At 45.3% G+C, this 25,328-nt stretch carries 22 protein-coding genes; 17 read left to right on the top strand and 5 right to left on the bottom strand.

Translation table 11 applies throughout. The features are described 5' to 3' along the window. The first annotated feature begins 157 nt into the window (after positions 1-157). The 9 genes from aroK to AACV20_RS09895 all read left to right on the top strand — a co-directional run bounded on the left by aroK (position 158) and on the right by AACV20_RS09895 (position 10,822). Positions 158-679, top strand: a complete 522-nt coding sequence (gene aroK, locus AACV20_RS09935; RefSeq protein ID WP_010317691.1) for a shikimate kinase AroK — start codon at positions 158-160, stop codon at positions 677-679. Between the two features lie 24 nt (positions 680-703). Then, entirely contained in the window at positions 704-1,792 is a 1,089-nt protein-coding gene (gene aroB / locus AACV20_RS09930) for a 3-dehydroquinate synthase (RefSeq protein ID WP_026027426.1), read from the top strand. A gap of 48 nt (positions 1,793-1,840) precedes the next feature. Beyond that, the gene (locus AACV20_RS09925; protein WP_013855891.1) at positions 1,841-3,340 is read left to right on the top strand and encodes an SPOR domain-containing protein; all 1,500 of its coding nucleotides are present in this window, start codon (positions 1,841-1,843) and stop codon (positions 3,338-3,340) included. 69 nt (positions 3,341-3,409) lie between these two features. Next, complete coding sequence (locus AACV20_RS09920; RefSeq protein ID WP_013855892.1) at positions 3,410-4,240, top strand: Dam family site-specific DNA-(adenine-N6)-methyltransferase; 831 nt, start codon at positions 3,410-3,412, stop codon at positions 4,238-4,240. A gap of 112 nt (positions 4,241-4,352) precedes the next feature. Beyond that, positions 4,353-5,027, top strand: coding sequence for a ribulose-phosphate 3-epimerase (gene rpe, locus AACV20_RS09915; RefSeq protein ID WP_013855893.1), 675 nt, complete (start codon positions 4,353-4,355; stop codon positions 5,025-5,027). Positions 5,028-5,122: 95 nt separating this feature from the next. Continuing rightward, entirely contained in the window at positions 5,123-5,809 is a 687-nt protein-coding gene (locus AACV20_RS09910; protein WP_170907193.1) for a phosphoglycolate phosphatase, read from the top strand. Between the two features lie 154 nt (positions 5,810-5,963). Next, positions 5,964-6,980: a tryptophan--tRNA ligase gene (trpS, locus tag AACV20_RS09905; RefSeq protein ID WP_013855895.1), complete on the top strand. Its 1,017-nt coding sequence runs from the start codon at positions 5,964-5,966 to the stop codon at positions 6,978-6,980. 155 nt (positions 6,981-7,135) lie between these two features. Beyond that, positions 7,136-7,900: a substrate-binding periplasmic protein gene (locus AACV20_RS09900; protein ID WP_088718007.1), complete on the top strand. Its 765-nt coding sequence runs from the start codon at positions 7,136-7,138 to the stop codon at positions 7,898-7,900. Positions 7,901-8,206: 306 nt separating this feature from the next. Further along, complete coding sequence (locus AACV20_RS09895) at positions 8,207-10,822, top strand: ExeM/NucH family extracellular endonuclease (RefSeq protein ID WP_170907192.1); 2,616 nt, start codon at positions 8,207-8,209, stop codon at positions 10,820-10,822. Between the two features lie 45 nt (positions 10,823-10,867). Here AACV20_RS09895 and AACV20_RS09890 read toward each other — a convergent pair whose 3' ends face one another. Next, positions 10,868-11,758, bottom strand: a complete 891-nt coding sequence (locus AACV20_RS09890) for a LysR family transcriptional regulator (protein WP_017046755.1) — start codon at positions 11,756-11,758, stop codon at positions 10,868-10,870. 335 nt (positions 11,759-12,093) lie between these two features. On the opposite strand from AACV20_RS09890, the gene AACV20_RS09885 reads away from it, so the two are divergent. From AACV20_RS09885 to AACV20_RS09850, 8 genes are all read left to right on the top strand, one after another. Next, complete coding sequence (locus tag AACV20_RS09885) at positions 12,094-12,930, top strand: TauD/TfdA dioxygenase family protein (protein ID WP_170895577.1); 837 nt, start codon at positions 12,094-12,096, stop codon at positions 12,928-12,930. Further along, positions 12,927-14,363: an FAD-binding protein gene (locus tag AACV20_RS09880; protein ID WP_170907191.1), complete on the top strand. Its 1,437-nt coding sequence runs from the start codon at positions 12,927-12,929 to the stop codon at positions 14,361-14,363. Before AACV20_RS09885 ends, AACV20_RS09880 begins: the two co-directional genes overlap by 4 nt. Positions 14,364-14,439: 76 nt before the next feature. Continuing rightward, entirely contained in the window at positions 14,440-16,182 is a 1,743-nt protein-coding gene (locus AACV20_RS09875) for an L-tyrosine/L-tryptophan isonitrile synthase family protein (protein WP_170907190.1), read from the top strand. Between the two features lie 310 nt (positions 16,183-16,492). Continuing rightward, positions 16,493-17,071: an aminodeoxychorismate/anthranilate synthase component II gene (locus tag AACV20_RS09870; RefSeq protein WP_010318736.1), complete on the top strand. Its 579-nt coding sequence runs from the start codon at positions 16,493-16,495 to the stop codon at positions 17,069-17,071. A gap of 378 nt (positions 17,072-17,449) precedes the next feature. Beyond that, on the top strand, positions 17,450-18,661 hold the full coding sequence (locus AACV20_RS09865; protein WP_026027324.1) for an aspartate aminotransferase family protein: 1,212 nt from the start codon (positions 17,450-17,452) through the stop codon (positions 18,659-18,661). A 66-nt stretch (positions 18,662-18,727) separates the two neighbouring features. Beyond that, positions 18,728-19,747, top strand: a complete 1,020-nt coding sequence (gene astA, locus AACV20_RS09860; protein ID WP_026028416.1) for an arginine N-succinyltransferase — start codon at positions 18,728-18,730, stop codon at positions 19,745-19,747. 31 nt (positions 19,748-19,778) lie between these two features. Then, complete coding sequence (gene astD, locus AACV20_RS09855; protein WP_017046749.1) at positions 19,779-21,236, top strand: succinylglutamate-semialdehyde dehydrogenase; 1,458 nt, start codon at positions 19,779-19,781, stop codon at positions 21,234-21,236. Positions 21,237-21,304: 68 nt separating this feature from the next. Next, positions 21,305-22,099 carry a DUF1338 domain-containing protein gene (locus tag AACV20_RS09850; RefSeq protein WP_170907189.1) on the top strand — a complete coding sequence of 265 codons (795 nt, stop codon included), beginning with the start codon at positions 21,305-21,307 and terminating at the stop codon, positions 22,097-22,099. A 103-nt stretch (positions 22,100-22,202) separates the two neighbouring features. On the opposite strand, the gene crp is transcribed toward AACV20_RS09850, so the two are convergent. The 4 genes from crp to AACV20_RS09830 form a co-directional block, all read right to left on the bottom strand. Then, complete coding sequence (gene crp, locus AACV20_RS09845) at positions 22,203-22,835, bottom strand: cAMP-activated global transcriptional regulator CRP (protein ID WP_010318741.1); 633 nt, start codon at positions 22,833-22,835, stop codon at positions 22,203-22,205. A gap of 241 nt (positions 22,836-23,076) precedes the next feature. Next, a complete protein-coding gene (locus AACV20_RS09840) occupies positions 23,077-23,946 on the bottom strand; it encodes a phosphoribulokinase (protein ID WP_017046747.1) in 870 nt (289 codons plus the stop codon). Between the two features lie 82 nt (positions 23,947-24,028). After that, positions 24,029-24,235, bottom strand: a complete 207-nt coding sequence (locus tag AACV20_RS09835) for a YheU family protein (protein WP_010318743.1) — start codon at positions 24,233-24,235, stop codon at positions 24,029-24,031. A 59-nt stretch (positions 24,236-24,294) separates the two neighbouring features. Continuing rightward, on the bottom strand, positions 24,295-25,302 hold the full coding sequence (locus tag AACV20_RS09830; protein ID WP_094165217.1) for a hydrolase: 1,008 nt from the start codon (positions 25,300-25,302) through the stop codon (positions 24,295-24,297). Positions 25,303-25,328: the final 26 nt, after the last annotated feature.

Raw genomic sequence — 25,328 nt, 5'->3', positions numbered from 1 at the left:
AATAAAGTTGCATTAGTGGCACCATATCTAGATAATTTCGGGTCTTATCACGAATCATCTGTGAGGAATAGGTGCCACGAGCGTCTTAACGGTCAGTATTATACTGGCTAATCTTGTGGCGATGTCATTGAATTAACGTTGTAAATTACTGCTAAACATGGCTGAGAAACGCAATATTTTCCTTGTTGGCCCAATGGGCGCCGGCAAAAGTACAATTGGTAGACATCTTGCTCAACAACTGCATATGGAGTTTTTAGACTCAGATACAGTCATTGAAGAGCGTACAGGCGCAGATATCGCATGGGTATTTGACGTCGAAGGTGAAGAGGGCTTCCGTAAACGTGAGGAAGCTGTAATTAATGACCTAACCGAGAAACAAGGTATTGTACTCGCAACAGGCGGTGGTTCTGTTAAGAGTAAAGAAAACCGTAATCGTTTATCTGCTCGTGGTATTGTGGTCTACCTTGAAACGACGATTGAAAAACAACTTGCACGCACGAACCGTGACAAAAAACGGCCATTGCTTCAAACAGACAATCCACGTGAAGTCTTAGAATGCTTGGCTGATGAACGTAACGATCTTTACGCTGAGATCGCTGATTTTACGGTTCGTACTGACGATCAAGGTGCAAAAGTGGTAGCCAACGAGATCGTAAAAATGCTAGAAGAACATTCCTAAGTTCTTTATTTTGGAGTGCAAACCATGGAACGGATTACGGTCAGTTTAGATGAGCGTAGCTACCCAATCTCAATTGGCGCCGGATTATTTAATGATCCGGCCCTCCTTTCTTTCTTATCGGCCAAACAAAAAGTCGTCGTCATCAGTAATGTGACGGTCGCGCCTTTGTACGCGGATAAAATCTTCGCCCTTCTTGCACCGCATGCTTGTAACGTCTCCTTGCTTGAACTGCCAGATGGCGAGCAGTACAAAACTTTAGATACATTTAACACGGTGATGAGTTACCTGCTGGAAGGTAATTACAGCCGTGATGTGGTGATCATCGCTTTAGGTGGTGGCGTGATTGGTGATTTAGTTGGATTCGCCGCAGCCTGTTATCAGCGCGGAGTCGATTTTATCCAAATACCGACCACGCTGCTTTCGCAAGTGGACTCCTCCGTTGGCGGTAAAACCGCAGTCAATCATGCTTTAGGTAAAAACATGATTGGTGCATTTTATCAGCCGAAAGCCGTCATCATTGATACTGAATGTTTGGCGACTTTACCTGCGCGAGAATTTGCCGCTGGTATGGCGGAAGTGATCAAATATGGCATCATTTACGATCATGATTTCTTTGTCTGGCTGGAAGAGAATCTCGATAAACTCTATGCCTTAGATGAGCAAGCGCTAAGTTATGCCATCGCTCGCTGCTGTCAAATTAAAGCCGATGTTGTCGCTCAAGATGAAAAAGAGTCGGGAATTCGCGCGTTGTTGAACCTAGGTCATACATTTGGTCATGCGATTGAAGCGCAGCTCGGGTATGGTAATTGGCTACACGGTGAAGCGGTTTCTGCCGGAACTGTGATGGCCGCTAAAACGGCGCAGTTACAAGGTTTAATTAACGATCAGCAAGTTGAGCGGATTGTTTCTATACTCAAAAGAGCAAATTTACCGATTCATACGCCCGAAAGCATGTCGTTTTCTGACTTTATGCAACACATGATGCGTGATAAAAAAGTGCTTTCAGGCGAACTACGTTTGGTGCTACCAACCAGTATTGGTACATCACAAGTAGTGAAAGGTGTACCCGAAGCGGTCATTGAACAAGCGATTGACTTCTGCCGCACCCTGTAAATCTTCATTGATACTAATTTGACAGTTGTCTGTCAGTAGGACGGCCTAATGAGTTTGGCGAATGAATTACGTATATTGGAATTAGATTCGCAAGTCGAGCTACTTGAGCGTTTGCAATTATTGACCAATTTTGGCTCAAATGTCATTACCGTTGGTGGTGGATTAGGTTTTGGTAAATCTTGGTTAGCGCAGCGTTATTTAGAAGCGTGGGCCGAAGATAAAAACCAATCGCTGTTGCTGTGTCATCCCAATCAAGATGACCAGCAACGTCGAGCGACCATTCTTACCCAAATCGTTTCAGGCCCGTTATTTAATCCTCACGATACACTTTCTGACAGCTTAGCTCGCCTGCTTGATGGTGGCGGTTGTGATGTGGTGATTGTTGTCGATGACGCTCATCTACTCTCTGAAACCTTAGTGTCTGAGCTATGGATGCTGGTGTTAGAAGCACAAGCCAATCCATTGTGGACCATCAATGTCGTATTATTTGCACAAGCCAATAGTCTTGATGCTTTGCTGACTCGTTTAAGCTACGGGCAAGAGCATAAACCCGTAGAGCTTGAGATTGAAGCACTAAGCAATGAAGAAGCGGATCGCTTTTTTGAAAACCTGGTCATGCGTTATGTACCCGATGAGATGGAGCGCCGCGTACGCAACGCTTACAAAAAGGTGAAACGCGTGCCTGGGGAAATCATGGCATTAGGAGAGCAGAAAATGGAAAAAAGGATCATCATCCGTTCGATTATCGGTTCTCCTGTGCAGATCGCTGCCTTGGTTTTACTGCTTCTGCTCATCATCGGTGGTGGTTACTGGTGGCTATTCACCCAGCCCTCACCCGATGAGCAAGCGTCGCAAATTACAGGCACACTCGAGCAGACGGTGATTCCGACGCTAGGGGATGCTGCTGCACCAACAGTCAATACGCTTAACGATGATTCAGCAACTGACGCCACCAATAATGGGAAGGAGCTTGCGAAAAGTGACCCGAGTTATTTAGATGCTGAAGATGATTCCAGTTCGTTACCACCCGATGTGATGGAGAATTCAGAGAGCGTGGGCATAATTGACAGCGATCAGCAACGAGTGGTGATTGAGTCTGATGTTGTGGATGCTCTTTTGGAAGGCAATTCGACCAAAGCCGATACGTCAGTGATTAATAATGCACTTGCTGATGCACAAAACCGCACGGCGCAAACTGTGCCAGTAAGTGAGACTGCCACTGCTGCTGCGCCAACGAAAATCACCTTCTCCTTTGCGAGAGAAGAACTCAAAGCCTTCTCGCCACGCAGTTATACTTTGCAATTAGCGGCAGTCAGTTCGCTTGCTGAAGCACAAAACTTTATTAACACCTACGCGCTGCAAGAAAAGGTGCGTATTTATCCGACAGCACGCAATGATGTGGAGTGGTACATCATCACCTATGGTAATTATCCAACCATCCAGTTTGCGCGTGATGCCGTGGAAACCTTACCGAAAGCGTTGCAATTGCAAGGCCCTTGGGCCAAATCGCTCAGCCAAGTACAGCGAGAGATTGATCGTGCGAAATAACGCTGAGCTTGACGCAAAAATATGTTACATTCCGCAGCCTTATTTCGTGGTTGAAAGATAGAGCAGTAAATGAAGAAGCAGCGTGCCTTTCTTAAATGGGCTGGTGGTAAGTATGGCCTAGTCGAAGAGATTCAACGTCACCTGCCGCCAGCGCGTAAACTGGTTGAACCCTTTGTTGGTGCTGGCTCTGTGTTCCTCAATACTGATTTTGAACAGTATTTGTTGGCCGATATCAATCCTGATCTCATCAACTTGTACAACCTGATCAAAGATCAACCTGAACTGTACATCACCGAATCTAAGCGTTGGTTCACGGCCGATAACAACCGTAAAGAAGCGTATCTCGATATTCGCAAAGAGTTCAATAAAACCGATGATGTACTGTATCGTTCGTTGGCGTTTTTATACATGAACCGTTTTGGTTTTAATGGTTTATGTCGCTACAACAAAAAAGGCGGTTTCAATGTGCCTTTTGGTTCCTACAAAAAGCCTTATTTCCCGCAAGCAGAATTGGAGTTTTTTGCCGAGAAAGCCAAGAAAGCGACCTTTATTTGCGAAGGATACGAAGAGACGTTTCGTCGTGCTCGCAAGGGCTGTGTTGTCTATTGCGATCCGCCATACGCGCCACTCTCTACTACCGCCAATTTTACTTCTTATTCTGGTAATGGCTTTTCATTGGATGATCAAGCCTCATTGGCCGATGTCGCCGAAAAAGCCGCCAATGATCGTGGCATACCGGTACTGATTTCCAATCATGACACTAAGTTAACGCGCCGTTTATATCATGGTGCAGAACTTAACGTGGTCAAGGTTAAGCGCACCATTAGCCGTAATGGAGCAGGGCGCAACAAAGTAGATGAGTTGTTGGCACTGTTCAATACAGCGGAATGCGAAGGTTAACATTTCGCAGTTAAATCGGGTGTCGCGCTAGGATATCTTGGCCAGCTTAGGTAGAATTGCGGGCGAATTTTGCTCATCACGCATTTGCGCCCACTAGCCTAAGAGGTCAGGTATGAAAGATTTCCTAATTGCCCCATCTATACTCTCAGCAGATTTTGCTCGTCTTGGCGAAGATGTTGAGAAAGTGCTTGCCGCTGGGGCAGACGTTGTCCATTTTGATGTAATGGATAACCACTACGTTCCCAACTTGACCTTTGGTGCTCCGATTTGTAAGGCGCTGCGTGACTATGGTGTTACGGCACCGATTGATGTCCACCTGATGGTTAAACCGGTTGATCGCATCATTCCTGATTTTGCCAAAGCAGGGGCTTCGATGATCACTTTTCATGTGGAAGCTTCTGATCACGTTGATCGCACATTGCAATTGATCAAAGAGCACGGATGCCAAGCGGGTGTAGTGCTCAACCCAGCTACGCCACTTGCGCATCTCGAATTTATTATGGATAAAGTGGACCTCATTTTGCTGATGTCGGTTAACCCTGGTTTTGGTGGTCAATCTTTTATTCCGCATACGTTGGATAAACTGCGCGCGGTGCGTCAATTGATTGAGCAATCGGGTCGTCATATCCGCCTTGAGATTGATGGTGGGGTCAAAGTCGATAACATTCGTGAAATTGCGCAAGCGGGCGCAGATATGTTTGTCGCAGGCTCGGCTATTTTTGGTCAACCTAATTACCAAACTGTGATTGATGAGATGCGCGCAGAATTAGCCAAAGTGGCGCGCTAAGTCATAAGACTGACTACACCTCAATAATCACTACGCAACATACTTATAACGCAACAAGGGGCTTTGTGCCCCTTGTCTATTATTCGGAAGTTAAGATGTCTTTAAGCTCAATTAAATTAATCGCCTTTGATCTCGATGGTACCTTGCTCGACAGCGTGCTAGATTTAGCCGTAGCCGCCGACCAAGCGGTACAATCGTTAGGCTATTCATCAGTATCAGAAATGCAAGTGCGTGATTACGTCGGCAATGGTGCAGATATGCTGATCGCTCGCTCACTTAGCCAAAGTTTAACCATCAACCCTGATCTTAGCGATGAGATCAAAGCCACCGCTCGTGAGCGTTTTGATGAATTTTATGCCCAAACGGGCCATAAACTGAGCCATTTATATCCCCAAGTGAAAGAAACCTTAGCGCAGCTACACAGCGCTGGGTTCACATTAGCTTTGGTGACCAATAAACCGTCTAAGTTTGTACCTGACGTATTGGTACAACATGGTATTGAGCACTTTTTTAGTGATGTGATTGGTGGTGATACCTTCCCGATCAAAAAACCTGATCCAATGGCGCTTAACTGGCTATTGGATAAACATCAACTAACGGCCAAGGAAATGTTGATGGTTGGGGATTCGAAAAACGATATTTTAGCGGCTAAAAATGCGGGTTGTTATTCGTTTGGTTTGACTTATGGCTACAATCACGGTGAGCCCATTTCAGCTTCCAACCCTGATTACGTGGCGGACTGTATCGACCAATTGCTTGATGTGTTGCGAGTTTCAGCATAAAAGTTCACACAATGCGCTAGTAAAATACTCGTCAATGAGTACACTGCATAAACCGCGTTATCGCTAAATCAAGTATCACTTAGCGAATAAGCGCGGTTTTTTTCACAGACATTTTCAGTCTTATCTCATTTTAAGTAGCAAGGAAATCATCCCTATGAGCAAACCCATTGTATTGAGTGGTGTTCAACCGTCAGGTGAACTAAGTATCGGTAACTATTTGGGTGCTCTACGTCAATGGCAACAGATGCAAGATGACTATGATTGTCAATACTGCGTGGTTGACCTGCATGCGATCACGGTTCGTCAAGATCCGAAAGCACTGCATGAAGCCACGTTAGATGCGTTGTCAATCTGTCTTGCAGTTGGTGTTGACCCTAAAAAGAGCACGCTATTTGTTCAGTCACACGTACCAGAGCATGCTCAATTGGGTTGGCTTCTCAACTGCTACACGCAGATGGGTGAATTGAGCCGCATGACTCAGTTCAAAGACAAATCAGCACGTTATGCGAACGATGTGAATGCGGGCTTATTCGGTTATCCTGTGTTGATGGCGGCCGATATTCTACTTTATGGCGCGCACCAAGTACCCGTGGGCAGTGACCAAAAGCAGCACTTAGAACTTGCGCGCGATATCGCGACTCGTTTTAACAACATCTATAGTCCTGAAAAGCCGATCTTCACCATTCCAGAGCCTTACATTCCTCAAGTGAACGCGCGAGTAATGAGCCTGCAAGATGCGACGAAAAAGATGTCTAAGTCAGATGATAACCGTAAGAATGTCATCACTTTGCTGGAAGATCCAAAGTCGATTATCAAGAAGGTTAATAAGGCTCAGACAGATACTGAAACGCCACCACGCATCGCTTTTGATACCGAAAACAAAGCGGGCATCTCCAACTTGATGAGTTTGTACTCTGCGGCGACAGGCAAAAGCTTTGCTGAGATTGAAGCGCAATATCAAGGTGTTGAGATGTACGGCCCTTTCAAGAAAGATGTTGGCGAAGCGCTGGTTGCCATGCTGGAGCCTGTTCAAGCTGAATACGCGCGCATTCGAGAAGATCGCGCGTATCTTGATTCAGTAATGAAAGCGGGTGCAGAAAAAGCCTCGGCCCGCGCTGCGATCACTTTGAAAAAAGCATTTAAAGCGGTAGGGTTTGTCGAGCGTCCTTAGTTTTTCCTGCGACAATCTAACTCCTTTCGCATTAAATAAAGCTAGGTTTTCCTAGCTTTATTTTTTACTTCTGCTTAATAAAATTTGATCTTTCTCTTTGTATTGTAGGCTTAGGTCTACACTTTAAATCATAACCATGATGATGAGTTTTGAACATGAGACGACTGCTGTTATTAGGATTGATGTTCATCTGTAGTGCCGCCGCCGCAGAGCCAGTTCGTATTTGTGTTGGTGATGTGAATGTTTGGCCCCCGTTCACCTATTGGCAGGGAAGCTCGTATCAAGAAAAAGCCGATTCCTTGACTGGCTCAGCCACAACTCTGGTGTTGGACGCATTAAAATCTCACAACATCGATTACCAGTTTTATTTTATGCCTTGGGCGCGAGTCCAACATGAACTGACGCAAGAGCGCGGTCGCTGCGATCTGACATGGGATGCAAGTTATCGCGCAGAAAGGGCTGAGTACAGCTATTTTTCGGTCCCGCTTTATACGATTCAACTCGGTTATTTTACGCTGCCAGACAACCATGAAGATTTAAAAGACCCATCCGTTGATGGCGTATTATGCGGAGTTAATGGCTTTAATTATGAGAATTTTGCACTGTCTAGAGAACCCTCTCTCTATTTAAATTCCGTACAGCAAGCGCTGAATATGCTGCAAAAAGAGCGGTGTGATTGGTTTGTGAGTGAAATTGAACCCATTTATGGTGGAATTCAGTTGGGTTTATATAAAATTGATCGGCCAATCGTTCATCATTTTCTCGCTAGAAACAAGCCGTACCACGTGCAAGTTCGCCGTAGCTTAGAAAATTCGATGCCGCTGTTAAATCAGCTTAATGACTATTTTCTCGATGCGCAGCAAACTGGTCGCGCGCAGGCGGTCTTTGATCGCTACCTCTCTTTTAGCCAGCCACAATAATCAAACTAAGGTGTTTGTCGTGTACGAAGCACCTTGTTTGCTTTTCTTTTTAGAAAAATAAGACTGTTCACCTCACTGCAATATCACTGTCGAAAACCCCCTTTACCTTCTTTGTTGAAAGTTTGCGCTTAGTTCAAGTATTTGCTCTAGCTATGCGATGTTGATCTCGATATGAATGGTGAATGTTTTTATCTTTCATTTAAAAACACAACACTGTACGCGCAAATGGAACCAATCCCCTTTATAAACGTGATTTACAACACCTTGCTTACCACTTCGGTTACAGAGCAGGGAAAGAGGTGAACAATGGAATCGACACGAATTAAACCCTTTGGCCGAACATTACTCGCTGCGGCGATAAGTTCCACATTGGCTGTATCAGCTCAAGCTGAGATTATTATTTCTCAGTATGTAGAAGGCAGCAGCTTCAATAAGGCCATCGAAATTGCTAACACTAGCAATGCATCCGTCAGTTTAGACAATTTCATTTTAGCGAAATCAAGCAATGGCGGTGGGAACTGGGATACACAGTTGCCCCTGACTGGGCGAGTAATTGCCGCGAACGATGTGTTAGTAATTTCTCATGCCAGCGCCAATAGTGCTATCCAAGCGGTGAGTGATGAAAATGATGGCTCGGTGATTAATTTTAACGGTGATGATCCGGTGGCGCTGCTAAACAGTGATGGTAGCGTACATGATGTGTTGGGAGTGATGGGCGGCATTAACTGGGGCAAGGACACCACTTTAGTGCGTAATAGCGATAGCCTCACGCCCTCAGCGGCTTATCAAGCTGCGCAGTGGAGCGCGCTAACCAAGGATAATATTGAAGGGTTAGGCGCACTCGATGCCGTTGAGCCACCGGCTGAATTTACCTGTACTCAAGAGGGATCTGAGTCCACCTTTACTTCTATTCAAGCCATTCAAGGCGAAGGGCAAACCTCTCCTTTTATTAGTGGCTACCCTTACATCACCGACCAAGAATATTTTGTCAAAGGTGTCGTGAGTGCCATTACCACAGGGTTGACTAAGGGTTTTTATCTGCAAGCGTTGGAAGATGATTACAACTTAAATACCTCTGAAGGTTTGTTTGTTTTTACCGATCAATCAAGTTCAAGTTTAAAACCGGGGGATGTGGTTTGTGTGAAAGGTAAAGTACAGGAATATTACAACCTCACACAGCTTAAAGTCGAAAACAACCAATGGCTAAAGCAAGGTGAGCAAGAGGCTCCACAAGCGACCGCGATAGAGATTTTGCCCACCGATGAGAACTTTGAGCACACATTAGAGCGTTATGAAGGCATGTTGGTAAAAACCACACCAGAGCTGGATATGCGTGTGACGCGCACCTTTGGTTATGACTATGCTTCTCGTCGCAATAACATGGTGTTAGCGCAAGGTCGTATTAACATGCAACCGAACCAGCTATTCGCTGCGGGCTCTGAGCAAGCCAAACAGCAGAGCATCGAAAACGCGCAGCGCCGCTTGTTTATTGAATCAGATGCGAAAGCCGCCGATGGCCAAATTCCGTACTACCCAGAGTTTGGTCGCAGTGATATTGATCAAAATGGTTCGACGGAAGATTACATCCGCATTGATGACAGCATCATAGGTTTAGAAGGTGTGCTCTCATACGGTTACAACGAATATCGTCTGATTGTGACCAATTCGCTCAACCAAGAGAATTTCGTGCGCAATGATCCTCGCAGCGAGAAACCGGATATCGATGAAGGCGATCTGCGCATTGCCACATTCAACGTGCTTAACTATTTCAACTCGCCGTTTGGCGGTGATGCAAATCAGCATGGTGATAATCGTGGTGCTCATAACCTTGCAGAATTTGAATTGCAGCAAGCGAAGATCGTTAATGCGATTGTACGTTTGGATGCCGATATTGTCGGTTTGATGGAAATTGAGAATAACGGTTTCGGTGCAGGTTCGGCGATTGCGCAATTGGTCAATCAGATCAACAGCCAGATCTCGGATAAGAAAAAGCATTACCGTTTTGTCGCGATTGACTCAAATAATGATGGTGTGACCGATGAACTTGATTCTATTGGCACGGATGTGATCACCACAGGAGTGATTTATCGTGAAAAAGTAGTGAAGTTGACAGAGAATCGTGTAATTCCAATGCCAAGCCAACAAGCACCAGAAGTGTTGGATGACAAAGGTAAAGTGATTGAAGATGGTAAAAATTACCAGCGTGACACGCTTGCACCGACCTTCAAAGTTAAAGGTGGCAATGAGAAAATTACCGTCGCGGTTAACCATCTAAAATCCAAAGGCTCGGCATGTTGGGAAGATGCCGCACCAGTTGAACAAGGTGGGCAAGGCGGCAAAGATCTTGATTTTCAAGGTGCATGTGAACAATTCCGTGTCGCAGCTGCAGTTGCTTTAGGTGAAGCGTTACAAAAAATAAAAGGGCATAAAGTCATTTTGGGTGATATGAACTCTTACGGTATGGAAGACCCGATGCTCGTATTGACGGACTACAGCCCAGAGAAGTATGGCAAAACCATTCGTGCGGCACGTAATACTTACATTGCAGGTACTCCTCAATTTGGTGATGATGGCGCGTTGATTACTCACAATTATGGGTACCTTAACGCCGTGGCCATAAAACACCCAGAGAGCTGGAGTTACTCATTTAATGATGAAGTTGGCGCACTGGATCATTTGCTGGTCAGCAAAAGTTTGAAAGGCAAAGTGGTGGATGCGACCGATTGGCATATCAACGGCGGTGAATCGACACTGTTTGATTACAACAGTGAATTCAAAGGTGATTTACCTAAATATCAAGATCATTTCCGCGCATCTGATCATGATCCTGCCGTGTTAGAACTGAACATCTACGGCGGTTCATTCGGCCTAGGAGCACTCTTCTCATTACTCGGCTTTGGTATGTGGCGACGTCGTCGTTAAGGCTTAAAGTGCGCCCCGTTAACTGACGGGGCGTTTTTGTTTTGCTCACGCTCGGATTTTTTCAATTAAATAATCAATAAATAGCCTTACTCGTGGCGCAAGGTGGTGACGGCTCGGGTAAAGAATGTTCATGGTGTTATCTGATAGATAATAATCTGGAAAAAGCCTGACGAGGTTAGGATCATTGATTTCGTCAGCGAGAAAATTGGCAATCAAGCCGATCCCCATGCCTTGTTGTACCATTGACATCGCACCAAGCGGCGCATTGCAGATATGTTTAGGGCGGGTTTTGATGTCGCATCTCACTCCCTTTGGATTGATTAGCGTGACTTTATCTTGAGGAAGATTCAATAAAGTTAACGCAACCCATGGGTGCTGCTCTAAATCTCGTAGTTTCCTTAATAAAGGTGCACTAGCTAAGTATTTTTTACTGGCGTATATCCCCATTTTAAAAGGCATTAATTCGCGGCCAACCATTGAGCAAGATGTCAGTTCACCCATTCTGATCAGCACATCTAATTGTGTGGCTACTGGATCTTGTAAACCATCTTCGAGTTGAATATCAAACAGCACATTGGGGTAACTCTCAGAAAATGTTGAAATCAGCGGACTTAAAATATAGCTGCCGACATCAATGGTTGTACCGATCCTAATCACGCCTGCCACATCGGTAGACAAATGCTGGACGGCCCGTAGCGCGTCTTCTGCCAGAGGTAAGAGGCCATTGGTATGTTGATAAAATGCGTGCCCTTCAGTCGTTAGGCTAACTTTACGGGTAGAGCGATGCAGTAAACGTACGTTAAGATGTGATTCTAGCAAGCTAACTTGCTCGCTCACTTTCGATTTTGCTATGCCTAACGATTCACCAGCCGAGGTAAACGAACCGTATTCAACCACTTTATTAAAAATGGCAATACGTTTTAACTCACTCAACATAATTGTTCCCTTATTGGTAACCTTTCGTTCTTGTTTTGTTATCTAGTCAACCTTTGTCATTCATCAAATAATGACAGCTCTAATTAGAGAGATATAAACCATTTTGGTTTCCTTTAAATACGGGCAAATAATAAATTTCTTCTGAATGATGGCACTATTGAGATATCTATTCCTAAATAAACTGGGATTAATAATTAAATTAGCAATGTCAATCTTATAAATATCAATATTGTGTGAATATTTTTAATATTATCCAACCGAATTTTCGAAAATGATGGATGCAATGTTGTTTTATTTCTAACGTTTTATTAAAAATTAATTTAAAGGAACGGGTGATGAATTATCAGGTCACGAAGCTCCACCCTTTTGGAGTAAAAATAGAAGCAAATGGATTAAAAATTCCCATTAGCGAAGTACCAATAGCACTACTGCGTAAACTATTTATTGAGCATCAGTTGGTATTGATACGTGGATTTAAAGCCTTTGAACAGGCCGAGCAATTTGCGGAATATTGCGAGCAATGGGGAGAGATCAGTATTTGGCCATTTGGCAAAGTGTTAGATCTAATTCAAAAAGATCAGCCAAAGGACCATATTTTTGATAGTAGCTATATGCCGCTGCATTGGGATGGCATGTTCCGTCCTCAAGTGCCTGAATATCAGATATTTCAATGTGTTCAGGCGCCATTGCCAGCACAAGGCGGCCGGACGACCTTCACTCATACAAGCAAGGCGCTACAGAACGCAACCGAACAGCAGCGCTCATTGTGGCGAAAAGTCACGGGGCACTACCAGCGAGAGATGGAGTTCTATTGCAGTCACACCATTTCTCCCATTATTGCTCAACATCCCTATCTCTCACACGAGGTCATTCGTTACGCCGAACCGCATTTCGCTGAACGTGGCGATCTGCTAAACCCACCAAATGTGACCTTTAGTGGCATTGATAGTGAGCAAATAGCTGAGTTCCACCGTAGCTTACGTGACGCACTGTATGACCCTCGTCATTTTTATGCTCACGAGTGGCAAAATGATGATGTGGTCATTACGGATAACTTTAACTTACTGCATGGTCGAGAAAGCTTTTTATCGCATACCCCACGTCATATCCGTCGAGTTCAGGTGCTAAGCGATCCACCGTTTGATAACCCAAGTTTGGAGTCTTACCGATGAGTGATTGCCACACTGATATTATGATCGTTGGAGCAGGCCCTGTTGGGCTTATGTGCCACTATTTAGCGCAGCGCTGCGGTCTGAACTCACAAATTATTGATAAATCTAATGGGCCACTGGTGGTCGGACGGGCCGATGCGCTTAATGCTCGAACTCTGCAGTTACTTGATATCGTTGACTTATTTGAGCCACTTTACGTGCAAGGCAAACCCTGTAATACCAGTTCGGTATGGGCTAATGGTCAATTTTTGTCACGCCAGTCTCATTGGTGGACAGCGCTGCAAGGCTGCTTCTATCCTCACTTTCTGATGTTGGGGCAAGCACATATTGAAAAAGCGTTAGATAGCGCAGTCAAAGCGCAGAACGCGGCCGTGCGCCGTGGTTTATCTGTGGTCGATATCACTGTTGATGAGCAAGGCTGCGTGACGGAACTGAGCAGTGGCGAGCGAGTTCGTTCACGTTACGTGATTGGTGCAGACGGTGGGCGCTCTTTTGTACGTCAGCATTTTTCGATTCCATTTGAAATCGAGAGACCAGAAATTATCTGGGCGGTGATTGATGGTGTTATTGAGTCAGATTTTCCGAAAGTGCCAGAAATCATCGTATTTCAGGCTGAGACGTCAGATGTCGCCTGGATTCCACGTGAAGGTGATTTGGATCGTTTTTATATCCGTATGGACACCGAAGAGTTTACTCAGCAAGAGGTTATTGCGCGCATTAACCGAGCAATGTCGCCGCATTCACTGACGTTTAAGCAGGTTGAGTGGTTTTCTTATTTCTCGGTTAAGGAGTCTGTTGCAGAACGGTATGACCACCAGCAACGGGTCTTTCTAGCAGGAGATGCCTGCCATATACATTCGGTCAATGGCGGCCAAGGGCTCAATACCGGAGTTGCTGACGCGTTCAATTTGATCTGGAAGCTCAACATGGTGTTGCGTGGTCAGGCATCAACTACGCTGCTGGACAGTTATCAGGCTGAGCGCCAACCAGTGGCTCGCAGCGTGATTGAAAGCTCTGGTGCATTGGTGCGTGCAACTAAATATTCTGCGCGAGGAACCCATGCGGAGGACTATGTACAAATCGTTGAACAGCGAGCTGGTAATATCACAGGTATGGGCATTGGGTATGGCAATGGTGGCTTAAACGGTTCTCGGGTGTATGACTTTGAGATGCATCGTGATCAGCAGAGTTGCCGCTTTTACCAATGGCTAGATTACCGCTCCTTTACGCTTCTGTTGACTGGCGATGCGGACTTACCACCAGAAATTCCTCCGTTTGTGCGTTGCCTTCATCTGTACGATCAAGCGAAGCCTGGGCAGTATTGGAGTGAGAGTTCATTCTACCAGGGGCAGGCTTTACTGATCCGCCCTGATGGTTATATTGCGGCTTTCGCGTCGCTTGCGCACGCGGCTGAACTGTTGGCTGGCCTATAAACTTTTTAACCGAGAGTGAAGACCGAGGGTTCTGCATCATTCCGTCAATGGTCTTCGCCTTTAATAAGGAAACACTATGCTTGATCATCAACAGCAGCAATGTGTGGATAATATTGCTTTTATTTTATTAGACCAATTATTAGCACAAACAGACGCCACTTTTACTGGGTATCAGAAGTTAAAAACGCAGATAGCTCAGTGTGTCATTGAAAACAAAGTTATTACATTATTACTACCCGCCTTTCCATGTAAAACGAATAACCTAGATAAGGTCTTAGGTTATAAGCCTGACTTGGGTGAATATCGAGTTTTACAAAAATTTGTTAATGCCATTCGTGATATTCAATCTGTCTATTCTCCAGGAGTGATGTTTTACATTTTTTCTGATTATCATACATTTTCTGATTATATTAATGTCGATTTAGAACATCATTACACTTATTCTGATGAATTACGGAATATGGTGGAAAATATGAACGCCAGTGATTGTCTCAAAATTATCAACTTTGAGCACTTCTCTGCGTTTGATGACTTAAATGAATATCAATATTTCAATGGATTAAAGCAGCGCTTTGGTGATGCGGAATATGAGCGTGATTTTGCACGTCTTAAACAGCATGATAATGCAATGCACCATACCTATCTGGGTTTGAAAAAATTCATGCATCAAGATCAGAAATATGCGCTTGCTCCGCTGAGTTATAAGAAACGACGTGAGCGACTAGCTCTTATGGCTAAAGGAATGATGGTGCAAGGACGTGCACTCGATAATTTCCTCAATACTCATTTGAGCCACGCTATTCGTCTCAGCATTCATGAACACCCAATGCAAGGCAAAAAATATTCGCTGTTTCTTTTTGATGAGCGATCGTTTAAGACACCTTGGCATACTTGTGTCTTATTTGATGCTTGCCACGGAGAATTTATTATTGATACGCAGGCCAATCACAAACAACGTGAAGGCGTGATTATTCCCGTAATGCATCAAGGAACGCTGTGGTGTTTACTGCGTTTCAATATCGAAGATGCTAACGAGGCACAGTTGATGCGTGAGGTAAAAGCCACTCTACAAGCAGAGCAGTTTGGCCTGACGTTAGAGTCACACCATGGATGCTCACTGACCGCGCTACCGCAGGCTCAAGTGAGCCAATTAGTAAAAGCGTTCTCTGCTGTCTGTTTAAAAGGCTTTAACCCGTTGCCTCAAGCTTCATTTTGGTCTTCGTGGTTTGCCGGAAATCATGCTCTGCTTCCGGAAGAATATGTTCGGAGTAGTACATTAGCAGAGCCCAGTTGGTACGGGCTCAAAACACCGTCAACGAGCATAGCGCGTCGCTATTCTTATACTGACATGACTCCTGATGAATGGGCGATTTACTGTTCATCTTCTCCGCTGAAGGTTAACTTACTGGATGCCTCACTGGCTGCGTTGTGTCTTAATGGTCAAGCAAGTGGTTGGCTGAAAAATACCATTGTGCAGTACGATGATACGGCTACTTATCCTGTGATTATGTCGGGGGATTGGGGAATGAATTTACGCTGGAGCCCATCATTGGCGAAGCATATATCGTCGTCGACTGAAATTGACAATATCAATCAAGTAGCCAATGTTTTAACTCCTATTCTTGAACGTTCACAAGTACAGCATGTTTTTGATTTACAACTTGGCGATATATTACTGGTGAATAACCACACCGTACTTCGTTATGGCGTGTTATCCGAAACAGAATTAGCGGTGCGTCAGCCTTATTCGGTAAATTCCCCTTGGCAGCCTCATAACAAACAACCAAGTAGTGAGCATTTACAAGAAAGCCCTGCTTAAATAAACGACATTTTTAGGAAATAAGCATGAAGAGCCAAGTAAGCGGATTACTTGGCTTTATTTTTATGGATCATTAACTATGGGATAGATTTATTTTATCGTTGTTTCCATTCTCTTATTCGACCATACGATGAGAAGTGTTACTTTCAAATGAGAGCAAGTAAAATAATGATCACAACCGAACTGGTTACATAATGAACGAATGTGCAAATAGTGTATTTAGTACAGAATCGATAACTTCTTGCCTTTCCAAACCAGTATTGCACAATAGCGCCTCTCGCTGACTTTTACCCAGAGCGTTTTAATTCACATGCTACTTATCATCGATAACTACGATTCCTTTACCTACAACTTGTACCAATACTTCTGTGAGCTGGGAGTTCAAGTGACGGTGGTGCGTAATGATGAAATCGATATCGCTGGCATTGAAGCGCTCAGCCCAACGCATCTGGTTATTTCCCCTGGGCCTTGCACGCCGAATGAGGCGGGAATTTCACTGGCCGCGATTGAACATTTTGCGGGTAAACTACCTATCTTAGGAGTCTGCCTTGGGCATCAAGCCATTGCGCAAGTGTTTGGCGGGCAAGTGGTGCGAGCCAAAAAGGTGATGCATGGTAAAACCTCACCGATCCAACACACCAACCGTGGCCTCTTTCTAGGGCTCAATAACCCGTTAACCGTTACTCGCTACCATTCGTTGGTGGTCAAAGCCGATTCTCTTGCGGACTGTTTTGAGCTCACCGCTTGGACTCAACAGGCTGATGGTTCGATGGACGAAATCATGGGTTACCAACATAAAACACTGCCAATTGATGCCGTGCAGTTTCATCCTGAATCAATTAAAACAGAACAGGGCCATCAACTGCTCGCAAATTTTTTGCGCCGTTGAGCTATTCTCAACCGGACTGCGATCACCTTTCTTAACATTTTCTTCATCATTTCTGCTGTTTTTTATCTTTGCAATATTATGCACCATACATCCTGTTGGAATGAGGGATGGCTTGTCGCCTCAAGGTCTTGTTGTGCTTATTCATATTATTTATAAAAAAGTGCTTCATAAAAGAGGTGACTTAATGCATAAATAATCATAAGTAGTGACGATTGTCGGTGGTTCTGCCGATCTAAAAGAATAAATCACTATTGAAATGGTTAATAATTTGTAAATACAATGCTGCATTAGCTAAAAAGCAAAACAATATCTTCCACTCAAGCGTTTAATAGGAAGATCGCAATCTGCTTGGCATGCGGTATCAAGAGGGAATGTGTAATGACAGTGGAAAATAGTGTAGATCGCAGTCTGTTTGATGAGGTGATGGTCCCTTGTTATAACCCGATGGAAATGATTCCAGTTAAAGGGCAGGGCTCTCGAGTGTGGGATCAACAAGGTCATGAATACATCGACTTTGCTGGCGGTATTGCAGTGAGTTGTTTGGGTCATTGCCATCCGGCGATGGTTGATGCGATCACCAAGCAAGCCAATAAGTTGTGGCATCTCAGTAACGTGATGACTAATGAGCCTGCTTTGCGCTTGGCGAAAAAATTAACGCAAGTCAGTTTTGCTGAAAAGGTGTTTTTTGCTAACTCCGGCGCGGAAGCTAATGAAGCGGCGCTCAAACTGGCGCGTCGCTGGGCCGCTGATGTCCATGGTGAACAAAAATCAGAAATCATCGCCTTTAACCAAGGCTTCCACGGCCGCACTTTCTTTACAGTGACGGTCGGGGGGCAAGCGACTTATTCCGATGGATTTGGTCCTAAACCTGCGGATGTTACCCACCTACCGTATAACGATATTGAAGCGTTGCAAGCACACATCTCTGATCGCACTTGTGCGGTAATGATGGAACCCTTGCAAGGCGAGGGTGGCATTGTGTCGCCTTCGGCTGAGTTTGTCCAAGCCGTGCGTGAATTGTGCAATAAGCACAACGCCCTGTTGATCTTTGATGAAGTGCAAACCGGTAATGGCCGCACTGGTGAGTTCTATGCTTATCAAGGATTGGGCGTCACGCCGGATATTTTAAGTACCGCGAAATCACTCGGTGGCGGCTTCCCTATTGGAGCTATGCTCACCACAAACGAATTAGCCGCGCATTTTAAAGTGGGCACTCACGGTTCGACTTATGGTGGCAACCCACTGGCTTGCGCGGTAGCAGAAGCGGTAGTTAATGTGGTTAGCCAGCCAGAAACCTTGGCTGGCGTGAAAGAGCGTGAAGCGCTCTTTCGTGAAGGATTGGCTAACATTAATGAGAAGTACCACATTTTTAGTGAAATCCGTGGTAAAGGTCTACTGCTTGGCGCGGCATTAAATGAGCAGTGGCAAGGTCGCGCTCGCGATATCCTACAAGCCGCGGGCAAGCAAGGTTTACTGGTGTTGGTTGCGGGTATGAACGTGGTTCGTATGACGCCTTCATTAGTGATCACCAAACAAGAAATAGAAGAAGGCTTAGCAAGATTAGATAAAGCTATTGCATCACTCATGTAGTGAAAAAGCCTAGCAGCCCAAGGTAGGATGCCTTGGGCCACTTCAAGCATCTGGAGGGAAGTATTGATGCTAGTTGTTCGCCCTATCGCAATGTCGGACTACGATGCGCTACACACATGCGCTATTGAATCCGGTCACGGGTTTACATCACTACCCGTGAATGAAAAGCTCTTAACCAACCGTATTACTCATTCTGAATACAGCTTCGCTAAACCCGACGTCTCAGAGCCAGGAGATGAAGGTTACCTGATGGTCGGTTTTGATTCTGAAACCGGTGAGGTAGCAGGGACGACTGGCGTTGAGGCATCGATTGGCCATGACGTACCATTTTATTCTTATCACATCAGCACGATAGTGCATTCGTCGCCTAAGCTGAAGGTCAACAATACCGTCAAGTTGCTTACTTTTGGCAATAACTACACTGGATGCAGTGAAATTTGTACGCTTTTTTTACGTCCAGATTTTCGTCAAGGGTTGAATGGGCGTTTGATGTCGAAATGCCGTTTTCTGATGATGGCGGAACACCCACATCGTTTTTCTAAAACCATCTTTGCTGAAATGCGTGGTGTGTCTGATGCCGAAGGCAACTCGCCCTTTTGGCAATGGCTGCAAGAGCATTTTTTCTCGATTGATTTCACTATGGCTGATTATTTAACCGGCATTGGTAAAAAAGGGTTTATTGCTGATCTGATGCCCAAACTGCCGATTTACGTCAACTTATTGAGTAAAGAGGCACAGGCGGTGATTGGTCAAGTGCATGACAATACCCGTCCAGCGTTAACGCTACTCGAGCGCGAAGGATTCACCTGCCGTAACTATGTAGACATTTTTGATGCAGGTCCAACGGTTGAGTGCGATTTGCGCAATATCGAATCCGTACGTCACTCGGTGCGAGCTAAAGTGGAAGTGGCCGAGCATTCAAGCTCGCAAGATTATCTTATCTGCAATAGCTCGTTTGAAAACTTTCGTGCTACTGCTGCAAAAGGTGCTTATAACCGCGAAACGGAAACGGTGATCATCTCACCTAAAGTGGCGCAAGCTCTATTGGTTGATAGTGGTGATTTTGTTCGAATTTTGGCGCAGTAAAATAGGTACATTGAAAGGTAAGGATTAACAGATGACTCAGTGGATTGCAGGTGAATGGTTAGCTGGACAAGGCGAGGCAATGCTTTCGCTTAGTCCCTATAACAATGAGACGATTTGGCAGGGCGATAGCGCCACACCCGCGCAAGTAGAAGCTGCGGTAACGGCGGCAAGAGTCGCATTTATAGAGTGGAAAAAACGTCCTTTTGTTGAGCGTGAGCAATATGTCTTAGCCTTCGCTGAAAAAGTGAAACAGCGCAGTGAAGAGCTTGCACAGATCATCGCCAAAGAGACAGGAAAGCCACTTTGGGAAACGCGTACTGAAGCGGCAGCGGTGGCGGGTAAAATCGCTATATCCATTCGAGCTTATCATGATCGCACTGGTGAAAACACACGCGAAGCAGCGGGTAATCAACTGGTATTGCGTCATCGTCCATTGGGCGTTCTTGCGGTTTTTGGTCCGTATAATTTCCCTGCCCACCTGCCGAATGGTCATATTGTGCCTGCACTTTTAGCGGGTAATACGGTTGTGTTTAAACCTTCAGAGCAGACTCCGTGGACTGGTGAGTTTGTGATGAAATTGTGGCAAGAAGCAGGCCTACCTGCGGGTGTACTTAACCTAGTGCAGGGCGCGAAGGAAACGGGTATTGCGCTTGCTCAGGCCAAAGGCATAGATGGCCTTCTTTTTACTGGCAGCGCCAATACAGGTCATTTACTCCATCGCCAGTTTGCTGGGCAGCCGGGGAAAATGCTGGCTTTAGAAATGGGCGGCAACAACCCAATGGTTATCTCTAAGCAGTATGGCGAGCTTGATGCGGCAGTGTATACCATTATTCAATCCGCATTTTTAAGTGCAGGCCAGCGGTGTACCTGTGCGCGGCGTCTTTATGTTCCAGAGGGAAATGAAGGCGATCGATTGCTTGAAAAGCTGGTCAGTGCCACTCAAAAATTGCGTATTGATCACCCCTTTGCTGAGCCAGCACCTTTTATGGGGCCACAAATATCACAAGCGGCGGCGCAGTTCATTCTTGCTGCTCAGGACAATTTACGCGCCTTGGGTGGCGTCAGCTTGCTGGCCGCGACACCTTTGCAGGCGGCGTTTGTCACTCCGGGCATTATTGATGTCACCGCAGTTAGCCAATTGCCTGATGAAGAGTATTTCGGACCATTGTTACAAGTCGTGCGTTACCAAAGCTTAGAGCAAGCGGTACAACTGGCCAATGAAACTCGCTTTGGTTTATCGGCAGGCTTAGTGTCGACCAATGATGCCGAATGGGACTACTTTGTCGATCATATCCGAGCTGGCATTGTAAATCGTAATCGACAATTAACCGGAGCCAGTGGTGATGCACCGTTTGGTGGGCCGGGAGCGTCGGGAAATTTAAGACCAAGCGCCTATTACGCGGCCGATTACTGCGCATACCCAATGGCATCAATGGAAGGCCGTTCGACTGAACTGCCTGCCACGCTCAGCCCTGGGGTTGAGCTATAGCAGTAAACTTTATCTAAAACCCCATGCCTACTAGCATGGTTTAAACCGAGCACAGACAAGGAGGCGTTATGACGCCAACCGTTTTATTTCAATCATTATGGAATGACTACATTCAGCGCCTTTGCCCTTCTGCCGACAAAGTCCATCACTTGCTTCAAGAAGACGAAGCGTTGATTAATGACCATATTGCGTTGCGAACCTTCAATGTTGCGCCATTAGGTATTGAAACGCTGGCTAAGCCTTTTCTTGCCTTAGGCTACGTTGCCTGTGGTGATTATGTGTTTGAAAGTAAGAAGCTGGTAGCGAAGCACTATGAACACCCTGATCCGACCCAGCCTAAAGTATTCATAAGCGAGCTGAAAGTGGAAGAGTGCTCACCTGTGCTCCAAGCCATTGTGGAGAAGCTGGTACATCAAGTCGATAGCAATAAATTAAACAGCAGTGACTTTTTATATGGCGGTCGCCTGTGGCAACTAAGCTACAGCGATTATTTGCAGCTTGCCAATGAGAGTGAATATGCCGCTTGGTTAGCGGCGCATGGCTATGGCGCAAACCATTTCACTGTTAGTGTTAATCAACTGCAGGCGTTTAATGAAGTGAAAGCGGTTAATGATCACTTACGCCAAGCGGGTTTTACCATCAATGAAAATGGTGGAGAAGTGAAAGGTACACCTGATGTGCTGCTTGAGCAGTCGTCGACCATGGCCGATAAAGTACCGGTGCAATTTACGGAAGGGGTGGAGGTGATTCCCGGTGGATTCTATGAATTTGCCAAACGCTATCCAATGGCCAACGGTGAACTCTATAGCGGTTTTGTGGCGGCCTCTGCAGATAAGATATTTGAAAGCACTGACATGCAATAGCCTCCCATCTTTTTACTTTCGTATCGAAATATCACCAAAGAAAAAGCCACCTGAGTTCCCCAAGGTGGCTTTATGCATTTAATCTCAATCATTTTGATTGAGATTAACGAGTTCCGTACACCACGATAGTTTTACCGTGGGCAGAAATTAAATTCTGCTCTTCGAGCATCTTCAAAATACGTCCCACAGTTTCACGAGAACAGCCTACAATTTGGCCGATCTCTTGACGGGTGATTTTGATTTGCATGCCATCTGGGTGCGTCATTGCATCAGGTTGTTTCGCTAGGTTGAGTAGCGTTTGTGCAATACGACCCGTCACGTCTAGGAAGGCTAAATCACCCACTTTTTGACTGGTGACTTGTAGACGTCGAGAAATTTGTGCAGACAGACGCATTAAGATGTCTGGGTTCACTTGGATAAGCTGACGGAATTTCTTAAATGAAATTTCCGCAACTTCACAAGGAGATTTTGCACGAACCCAAGCAGTACGCTCTTGGTCTTCTTCGAATAGACCAAGTTCACCGATAAAGTCACCTTGGTTTAGGTAAGAGAGGATCATCTCTTTACCTTCTTCGTCTTTAATCAATACCGCTACCGAGCCTTTGACGATGTAGTACAGCGTCTCTGCTTTTTCGCCCGCATGAATCAACGTGCTTTTCGATGGGTATTTATGAATATGACAGTGTGAAAGAAACCACTCTAGTGTTGGATCGGTTTGAGGTTTACCTAGAACCATAATATCTCACTTCCTCTGCAGGGTACGCTTGCCGCTTTCCATATTGTAGCTAAGCCTAAAATAAGCTTACTAGGATAAGAGCACTTTCCAAATGCTGCAAGCTAACTTGTGTTTCGGTTAAGGATAGTATCCTTTTTCAGAAACGATTTCTTGATTTTAATCGTGTCAGTGGCATGATTTTTTACGCAAAACTGTGCACATGATCACGGTATGAAAAGTAACCGTCAACTTGTCCGATCACTTAGCCAATTTTACCTGTTTCAATCAATTGCTGCAGGATCGGTCTGACGATCAATTCCATCGCAAAACTCATCTTGCCACCCGGTACCACAATGGTGTTGTGGCGCGACATAAAAGAGCCATCAATCATGGCGAGCAGATAGGGGAAATCAACATTCTTTATGCCGCGCAGGCGTATCACGACGAAGCTTTCATCCAAACTAGGGATGCCCTTGGCGTTAAGTGGGTTTGAAGTATCAACCGTCGGTACCCGTTGGAAGTTGATGTGAGTTCGTGAGAATTGGGGGGTGATGTAATTGAGGTAATCATCCATCGAACGGACGATGGAATCCATCACCGCTTCACGTGAATGGCCTCGATCACGAGTATCACGCACGTACTTTTGTATCCACTCAAGGTTAACGATTGGCACCATGCCTATCAAAAAATCGACATGCTGCGCGACGTTTACATCGCCATCGACTACACCGCCATGCAGACCTTCGTAAAACATCACATCCGAGTTGTCTGGTAAATCTTGCCAAGGTGTAAAGGTGCCGGGCATTTGATTGTAGGGCACAGCTTCGTCAAAAGAGTGTAGATAGCGGCGAACTTGGCCTGTGCCTAATTTCCCATATTGGCGGAAAAATTCTTCCAATGCAGGAAAATCATTGGCTTGTGGACCAAAGTAACTGATGTGCTTCCCTTGTTCGCGCGCTTTACGAATTTCCACATCCATTTCTGGCCGTGTAAAGCGATGGAAGCTATCCCCTTCAACCCATGCTGGTTTAATGTTCATCATATTGAACATTTTGCGAAAGGCTTCTGAGGTCGTAGTTGTACCGGCACCGGACGAGCCGGTGACAGCGATAATTGGATGTTTTGCTGACATGACAAACCCTGTCTGTATGTAACGTACTTGTTATCGATGGCTGCAATATAGCACGAAAAGAGTAGATTGTTTTGAGCTGAAATTATTTACGCAATTGAATATCCACACTTTCATGCAACTCAGAATAGACGATGATCGCCTCCCCTGTTGCGAGCTGTTTCTTTATTTGCTCGATTTTTTGCTGCAATGGTACTTCCTGCTCTCCGTAATCAGTACCTTCGCGTAATACAAACGTTTCAATCAAATTATCCAGTGTTTCAGGCGCAATGTGCTGCCAAGGAATAAGCATGACGACCTCTTAAACTGTCATGGAGAAAAGGGTATCGATTTAAAGCGATATGTGATTAATCATGCGTTGCATTGATGGTCAATAGGGTTGCCGTGACGCAGGTTTTCGTAATAGGTTGGAAGTGCTTCTTCGAGCCAAAATTTAGGCTTAAGCGCGCTACCGCTGAGAAAACCGACATGGCCACCTTGGGTAAATAAGCGGTAATGGATGTTCTCTGGTAAGGAAAATTTGGGGATCACGGCATCCGTCATAAAGGGATCATCTTGCGCTTGAATGATTTGTAGCGGCACGCGAATTTGTGTCAGCTTTGAAAGGCCTGAGCACTGCTGGTAGTAATCCTGCGCATCTTGAAAACCATGCAAAGGCGCGGTGATGAGATCGTCAAATTCGTAAAGTTTTTTGATGTGTTTAATTTGATGGTTAGAAATACCTAACTCATTATGTAAAAGATGCTGTTTCTTTAGTGCATTTTTTTTCAATGATGTCAGTAAGTAAGCGCGATAAACCTTTGAAAATCCCTGTTCAATGCGTGTGGAACACGCTGACAGATCGAGCGGAGCGGAGACAACGGTTGCCGCGCTAACGATCGGGTCGTGATTATATTGCGCTAAGTAATTAACCAACATATTGCCGCCAAGAGAAATACCCACCGCCACGATAGGTCTATTCGGGCATTGCTTGCGTATGTATTCGAGCACAAAGCGTGCATCTTCAACTTCACCAGAATGGTAAGCACGTGCCAGATGGTTCGGTTTGCCGCTACAGCCGCGAAAATGCATCATGACTGATAACCACCCCTGCTGTGCGAAGGCGTACATTAAGCCATTGGCATACGGGCTATGAAAACTGCCTTCTAAGCCATGAAACAAGATAAATAGGGGTTTATTTTGTACTCGCTCTGAGCGCCAATCATCACTCCAAGCAAGGTCTAAAAAATCACCATCAGGTGTAAACAGCGTTTGCCACAGCGGCTCAAAACGTGCGCGTTTGCGCAACAAACGAGGAAGCAGAGTCTGAAGGTGTGGATTTGTTAGTCCAGTAGCAGCGATAAATGAAGTCATAACCATAGCGTATTATTTTTATGAATTGCGAC

The sequence above is a fragment of the Vibrio sp. B4-6 genome, assembly GCF_963888245.1.
Lineage (GTDB): Bacteria > Pseudomonadota > Gammaproteobacteria > Enterobacterales > Vibrionaceae > Vibrio > Vibrio anguillarum.
Note: the sequence above shows the minus strand (reverse complement) of the source record. Positions and strands in the feature narration are given on the sequence as shown.